This is a genomic window from Corynebacterium sp. MSK041, from assembly GCF_030232265.1.
Taxonomy (GTDB): domain Bacteria; phylum Actinomycetota; class Actinomycetes; order Mycobacteriales; family Mycobacteriaceae; genus Corynebacterium.
Window position 1 is genome coordinate 1 of sequence record NZ_JASPJK010000026.1, and the last position, 5,648, is coordinate 5,648.

Annotated in this window: 6 protein-coding genes and 2 tRNA genes; 2 read left to right on the forward strand and 6 right to left on the reverse strand. The window is 59.2% G+C overall.

Features of this window, described 5'->3' with window-relative positions; translation table 11 throughout:
* Positions 1 to 264: 264 nt before the first annotated feature.
* Both murA and ramA read right to left on the reverse strand, forming a co-directional pair.
* Complete coding sequence (gene murA, locus QP968_RS10885; RefSeq protein ID WP_284856422.1) at positions 265 to 1,515, reverse strand: UDP-N-acetylglucosamine 1-carboxyvinyltransferase; 1,251 nt, start codon at positions 1,513 to 1,515, stop codon at positions 265 to 267.
* A 36-nt stretch (positions 1,516 to 1,551) separates the two neighbouring features.
* Positions 1,552 to 2,391: an acetate metabolism transcriptional regulator RamA gene (gene ramA, locus QP968_RS10890; protein WP_284856423.1), complete on the reverse strand. Its 840-nt coding sequence runs from the start codon at positions 2,389 to 2,391 to the stop codon at positions 1,552 to 1,554.
* Positions 2,392 to 2,677: 286 nt separating this feature from the next.
* On the opposite strand from ramA, the gene cysK reads away from it, so the two are divergent.
* Together cysK and epsC are read left to right on the forward strand one after the other, a co-directional pair.
* Positions 2,678 to 3,622: a cysteine synthase A gene (cysK, locus tag QP968_RS10895; RefSeq protein WP_284856424.1), complete on the forward strand. Its 945-nt coding sequence runs from the start codon at positions 2,678 to 2,680 to the stop codon at positions 3,620 to 3,622.
* A gap of 96 nt (positions 3,623 to 3,718) precedes the next feature.
* Positions 3,719 to 4,321: a serine O-acetyltransferase EpsC gene (gene epsC, locus QP968_RS10900; RefSeq protein ID WP_284856425.1), complete on the forward strand. Its 603-nt coding sequence runs from the start codon at positions 3,719 to 3,721 to the stop codon at positions 4,319 to 4,321.
* Between the two features lie 12 nt (positions 4,322 to 4,333).
* On the opposite strand, the gene QP968_RS10905 is transcribed toward epsC, so the two are convergent.
* The 4 genes from QP968_RS10905 to QP968_RS10920 form a co-directional block, all read right to left on the reverse strand.
* Entirely contained in the window at positions 4,334 to 4,621 is a 288-nt protein-coding gene (locus QP968_RS10905) for a GNAT family N-acetyltransferase (protein WP_284856426.1), read from the reverse strand.
* 61 nt (positions 4,622 to 4,682) lie between these two features.
* Positions 4,683 to 4,755 (reverse strand) — tRNA-Phe (locus QP968_RS10910).
* A 22-nt stretch (positions 4,756 to 4,777) separates the two neighbouring features.
* A tRNA-Asp gene (locus tag QP968_RS10915) sits at positions 4,778 to 4,851 on the reverse strand.
* 149 nt (positions 4,852 to 5,000) lie between these two features.
* Positions 5,001 to 5,648, reverse strand: a 648-nt coding sequence (locus tag QP968_RS10920; protein WP_284856427.1) for an HNH endonuclease signature motif containing protein, incomplete at its 5' end; no start/stop codon positions are given.

Sequence of the window (5,648 nt, forward strand, 5' to 3'; positions counted from 1 at the left end):
AACACACCCCACAACAGGGCCCGTTCAAAGCAGCTTGCTGAACCTTACACACACCCACACCACAAACAAAATCGCAGTCAATGCAGATTCAAGTGAAAGGAACCATCAACGCTCGTTTTCCTACCGCCATCTCACCAAAACCCAGTCCCAATCAGACTGTCTGGCGGGGCGTTGTCGGTCACGCTGACTCACACAAAACTACACACACCCAACCAACAACACAAATCAGCAGGTGGGAGGGGAGAATCGTCGATAAGCACATGCCTATACGCGGCGCACATCAGCACCGAGATGATTGAGGTCTTCAACGAAGTGGGGGTAACCGCGGTCGATGTGGTCAACGTCATGGACAATCGTCTCCCCATCAGCGACAAGACCAGCCAAAACGAGGCCGGCGCCTGCGCGGATATCGGAAGACCAGACATCCGTGGATGACAGGCGCTCCACGCCGCGAAGAACCACATGATGGCCATCGACGGTGGCATCTGCGCCCAGGCGCAACATCTCATCCACGAAACGGAAGCGGGACTCAAAGACATTCTCCGTAATCACGGAGGTCCCCTCAGCGACAGCGCTCAGACCAATAGCCATGGGCTGAAGGTCCGTGGGGAAGCCGGGGAACGGCAAGGTTTGGTAGTCCACGGCTTGAGGGCGGCCGTCCATGCGCACGCGGAATCCGTTGTCGTAGGTCTCCACATGAGCGCCGGCATTCTTCAGCTTCGCCAAAGCCAAGTGCAGGTGGCGGGGAGCAATACCAACGACGGTGACATCACCCCGCGTCATGGCGGCGGCATATGCCCAGGTGCCCGCCACGATGCGGTCGCCGATCACGGTGTGCTCCGTGGGGTGGAGGGACTCAACGCCCTCGATGGTGATGGTGGACGTGCCAGCACCGGTGATGCGCGCACCCATCGCGTTGAGCATGTCGCAGAGATCCACGATCTCCGGCTCACGCGCTGCATTGTCCAGCACAGTCTGACCATCAGCCAAGACAGCAGCGGTGAGAATATTCTCCGTTGCACCGACGGAGGGGAAGTCCAGGTTAATTCGCGCACCATGCAAACGACCGGCGCGCGCAACGACGGCACCGTGCTCAATGTGAGTGGTAGCCCCCAGCTTTTCCAGGCCGGACTGGTGCATATCCAAGGGGCGGGAACCAATCGCGTCACCGCCGGGGAGAGCTACGATCGCCTCCCCGCAGCGCGCCGTCAACGGGCCCAACACGGCCACGGAGGCACGGAACTGACGCACCGCATCAAAATCCGCGCGGGAAGACAACTGCGCGGGGGTGTGAATGCGCACAACCGTGCCATCAATCTCCACCTCGCAGCCCAAACCTTCCAGCACCTTCTGCATCAACGGCACATCGAGGATCTCCGGGCAGTTATTCAGAGTTGTCGTGCCCTCCACCAACAGCGCGGCGGCCATCAGCTTCAACACACTATTTTTGGCGCCATCAACTCGCACAACCCCTTCGAGGCGGGCTCCACCTTGGACCAGAAAACGCTCTTTCACGCGACCCAGGGTAGTGAAAATTTAGCCAAGAGGCGGTTAAGGCAGCGCACCAATCCTGCGCGCAGCGTTCACAGCCTCATAACGAGTGTGCGCCCCCAGCTTGCGCATCACGCTGCGCAGGTAGGACTTCACCGTCTCCGCGCCAATACCCATTTCCTCGGCGGCCTCCACGTTCGTGTGGCCCAGGGCAACGCAGGAGAGAACATCCAGTTCGCGCGCAGACAGCTTCGTGGACTGCTTCACACGCACCGGCGCGACCATCTGGTCACACAGCTGCTCAAGTTCCTTACGGATCGGCTCATCTTCAACACGGTTAGCCAGCATGCGCAGCTTGGAGTGGGTGGCACGGACCTGCTCCCATTCCGCACCATTCATCACGCGGCCCGCTTTGGCAGTGGCTTTGCCACCTTCGACTCGTCGTAAAGCTGAATTGACCGCAAGGTCCTGCTCGAGCGTGCGCGCAGTCATGGTGACCTCCTCGATCACCTTGTCCCCCAGGCGCACCGGAGAATGCACGCCCACATACAACACACCACGAATCTCACGCTGCACAATCACCGGCACAGCAACAACAGAATGAAGTCCCTCATCCTGAATCGCGCGGTCATGCTCATGCGAAATCACATTCGCGCGGGTGTAATCAGACACGCCCACCGCACGTCGTGTCGAGACAACACGGCCACCCACACCCTGATTCTGGTCAATCACCAGGTTCTGCAGAGCCGGCGTGCGCAAACCGATCCACTGGGTGATCTGAAGGCGATTATCAGCAAGAAGGGTGCCATACATCGCTACCGGAATGCCGGTAGCTGTCTTCAGCGCAGTCAGAGACGCGCGGATCGCATCGTCGTCGTCCTTAACCCCTTGCGCGTCCATGTTCTCTCCTTCTCTGGCCGTCGCATTGCCCCCGTTCGAGTGTCCCCGACGGAGGAAGGACACTGTCCGGATCCAACCCGAAAATGCCCTAGTGGAACAAACAGCCCCCATCTTAACGGTTAATCGGGGGTAACCAAATCCGAAAAATGTGCGCAAGAAGTACGCAATTGCTTATCGACGCTACCCCCAAACCACCTGGTCCATAGTTATTGGACCACTCGGTCTAGATTTTTAGCGTGGGTCGTGTAGGATCACATGTCAACAGCTCATAGCTAAAGGAGAAAAAATGGGAAAGATCTACAACAACATCCTGGAAACCATCGGTGGCACCCCACTCGTCGAACTTAAAGGCATCACCGAAGGCACCGACGCCGCACAGGCACGCATCCTGGGCAAACTCGAATTCTTCAACCCCGCTAACTCCGTGAAGGACCGCATCGGACGCGCGATTATCGACGCCGCGGAGGCCTCCGGTCAGCTCAAGCCCGGTGGCACCATCGTCGAAGCCACCTCCGGTAACACCGGTATCGCCCTCGCACTTGTCGGCGCGGCGCGTGGCTACAAGGTCATCCTGACCATGCCGGAAACCATGTCCGTTGAGCGCCGCGTCGTACTGCGTGCCTACGGTGCCCAGATTGAACTGACGCCGGGTGCAGCGGGGATGAAGGGAGCCGTGGAAAAGGCAAACGAGATTGTCGAGCAGACTGACAACGCCATCCTGGCCCGCCAGTTTGAAAACGAAGCCAACCCGACCGTCCACTACGAAACCACCGGCCCTGAGCTGTGGGCGGACAGCGACGGCAAGATTGACATCCTCGTCGCCGGCGTGGGCACCGGCGGCACCATCTCCGGCGCCGGCAAGTACCTGAAGGAGCAGAACCCGGACATCCAGCTCATTGCCGTGGAGCCGTCCGCCTCCCCTCTCCTGTCCGAAGGCCAGGCTGGTCCACACAAGATCCAGGGTCTCGGCGCAAACTTCGTGCCCGCCACCTTGAACCGCGGGATTATCGACGAAGTTCTCACCATCTCCAACGAAACTGCTGTAGCCACCTCCCGTGAGCTCGCCCGCAAAGACGGCATCCTCGGCGGCATCTCCAGCGGCGCTAACGTTGCAGCTGCCCTCGAAGTGGCTTCGCGCCCGGAGAACGCTGGCAAGACCATCGCCACCGTCATCTGCGACTTCGGCGAGCGCTACATCTCCACCATCCTCTACGAGGACATCCGCGACTAACCTTTTGGTCTCCTGCCCCCTGGCGCGTGAATCTAAACCCGCCGCGAGGGGGCTTTTCCTTATGCGCTTTCTTACGCGCTGTTAAAGTGGGCTGTCATGTTCAAGGTGATCCAAACAATCCGTGAGGACCTCGAAAACGCGCGCCTCCACGACCCCGCTGCCCGCGGCGATCTTGAGAACGCCATCGTCTACTCCGGCCTTCACGCCATCTGGATGCACCGCATCTCGCACGCCCTGTGGACCCGCAACATCAAGGGCCCAGCGCGCATCCTGGCGCAATTCACCCGCTTCCTCACCGGCGTGGAAATCCACCCGGGTGCCACCATCGGACGTCGCTTCTTCATTGACCACGGCATGGGCATTGTCATCGGCGAAACCGCCGAAATTGGGGACGGCGTCATGCTCTACCACGGCGTCACCCTCGGCGGACAGGTCCTGACCCAGACCAAACGCCACCCCACTATCGGCGATGACGTCACCATCGGTGCTGGCGCCAAGGTCCTCGGGCCGATCACCATCGGCGAAGGATCCGCTGTCGGAGCGAATGCCGTTGTAACCAAAGATGTTCCCCCCAACTGCATCGCCATTGGAATCCCCGCCAAATGCCGTCCGCGTGGCAGTGACGAGCGTAAGCACCTCGTCGATCCGGACGCCTACGTCTCTGGCGCCAACGACCACAACGACAGCACCACCCGCTAAGGCTGCCTGCCTCTACTGCACCAGGTTTTTGTAGCCTTCGTTCTTCTGCACAAAATGTTCCACCGCAGAGCAGGACGGGATGATCTTCTTTCCAGACTCCCGCGTGTCGTCGAGAGAGGCTTGGATCAGGGGTGAGGATAAGCCACGCCCACGGAACGCCGGATCGATGACCGTGTGGTTGAAATCGCGGACATCCCCGACTTCGTGATAATTGGCAAACCCGGCCTGCTCACCGTCAACCGTGATGACATAGCGGTGGTGTTCCGGTTTGTGCTTAATCTCGAAATTCTGCTCACTCATGCGCACGAGTGTACCGGCCCCAGCAACACGAAACCCCGCGTCAACGACGCGGGGTTAACTGTGGCCAGAGCCAGGATCGAACTGGCGACCCCACACTTTTCAGGCGTGTGCTCTACCAACTGAGCTATCTGGCCGGAACCGCTAAAAGCAGTTCAGCGACCCTGACGGGACTTGAACCCGCGACCTCCGCCGTGACAGGGCGGCGCGCTAACCAACTGCGCCACAGGGCCTTATGCACTTTTCGCGCTCAGACGGGATCTAAGCCCGCGTCTTGCACGAATTGATACCTTACACAGAGTGCTTAAAACAATACAAACCAGCACTTCAATACTCGTTTTTAAGCACACCAAATGGCCGGACATGCCGGCTACTTGGTGGGTTACCGCCCGTAGAGCAGTGTCATGGCCCCAAACGGGTGGATGGTGTTGGGGATGAGGTGTCCGCGGGGTGATCTCCATATGGGTGCGCCCCGGATGTTGTCTACCCGGCCATGGTAGCTGTGTTCGGGGTCATCGTCGTTGGTGCGGTTGTGATAGCGGCACAGCATCGCCAGGTTATCCATGTTGGTTAGCCCACCCTTCGACCAGGCTTTGATGTGGTGGACCTGACAGTTATCCGCCGCATGCCGACAATCCGGTACCGGACACGTTGGTGATAGTGCTCTGGCTAGGTCGCGTTGTTTCTGGTTGGCAAACCGTTGCGTGTCATACAGGTTGACCGCACCTTGTTGTGGATGGAATACCGCTACTTCGAGTACGTCCCCAAAGTGTTTGGTGAGATACTGTGCACCAGTCATGGTGGTGCCATCGGTCAGCCCCAGGATGATGTCATCGCCAACACCACTGATGATCTTGATGTGTTCTTCTAGTGGGATCAGGATCAGTGGACGGGGCACAGCAGGAGCAATACCCTGGGTTGGCGCGTCCTTAGCATTGGGGCGAAGACCCAGGATGGTCATGAATGCTTCATACATCTGTGGCCCGGCAGGCCCATCACCGGTGACTTTTTGGCGTAGCGCGTACTCGAT

What these genes read in the sequence shown, in the direction of transcription:
- ramA (WP_284856423.1), bottom strand. Translation starts at nt 2,391, where the DNA reads ATGGACGCGCAAGGGGTTAAGGACGACGACGATGCGATCCGCGCGTCT.
- cysK (WP_284856424.1), top strand. Translation starts at nt 2,678, where the DNA reads ATGGGAAAGATCTACAACAACATCCTGGAAACCATCGGTGGCACCCCA.
- epsC (WP_284856425.1), top strand. Translation starts at nt 3,719, where the DNA reads ATGTTCAAGGTGATCCAAACAATCCGTGAGGACCTCGAAAACGCGCGC.
- QP968_RS10905 (WP_284856426.1), bottom strand. Translation starts at nt 4,621, where the DNA reads ATGAGTGAGCAGAATTTCGAGATTAAGCACAAACCGGAACACCACCGC.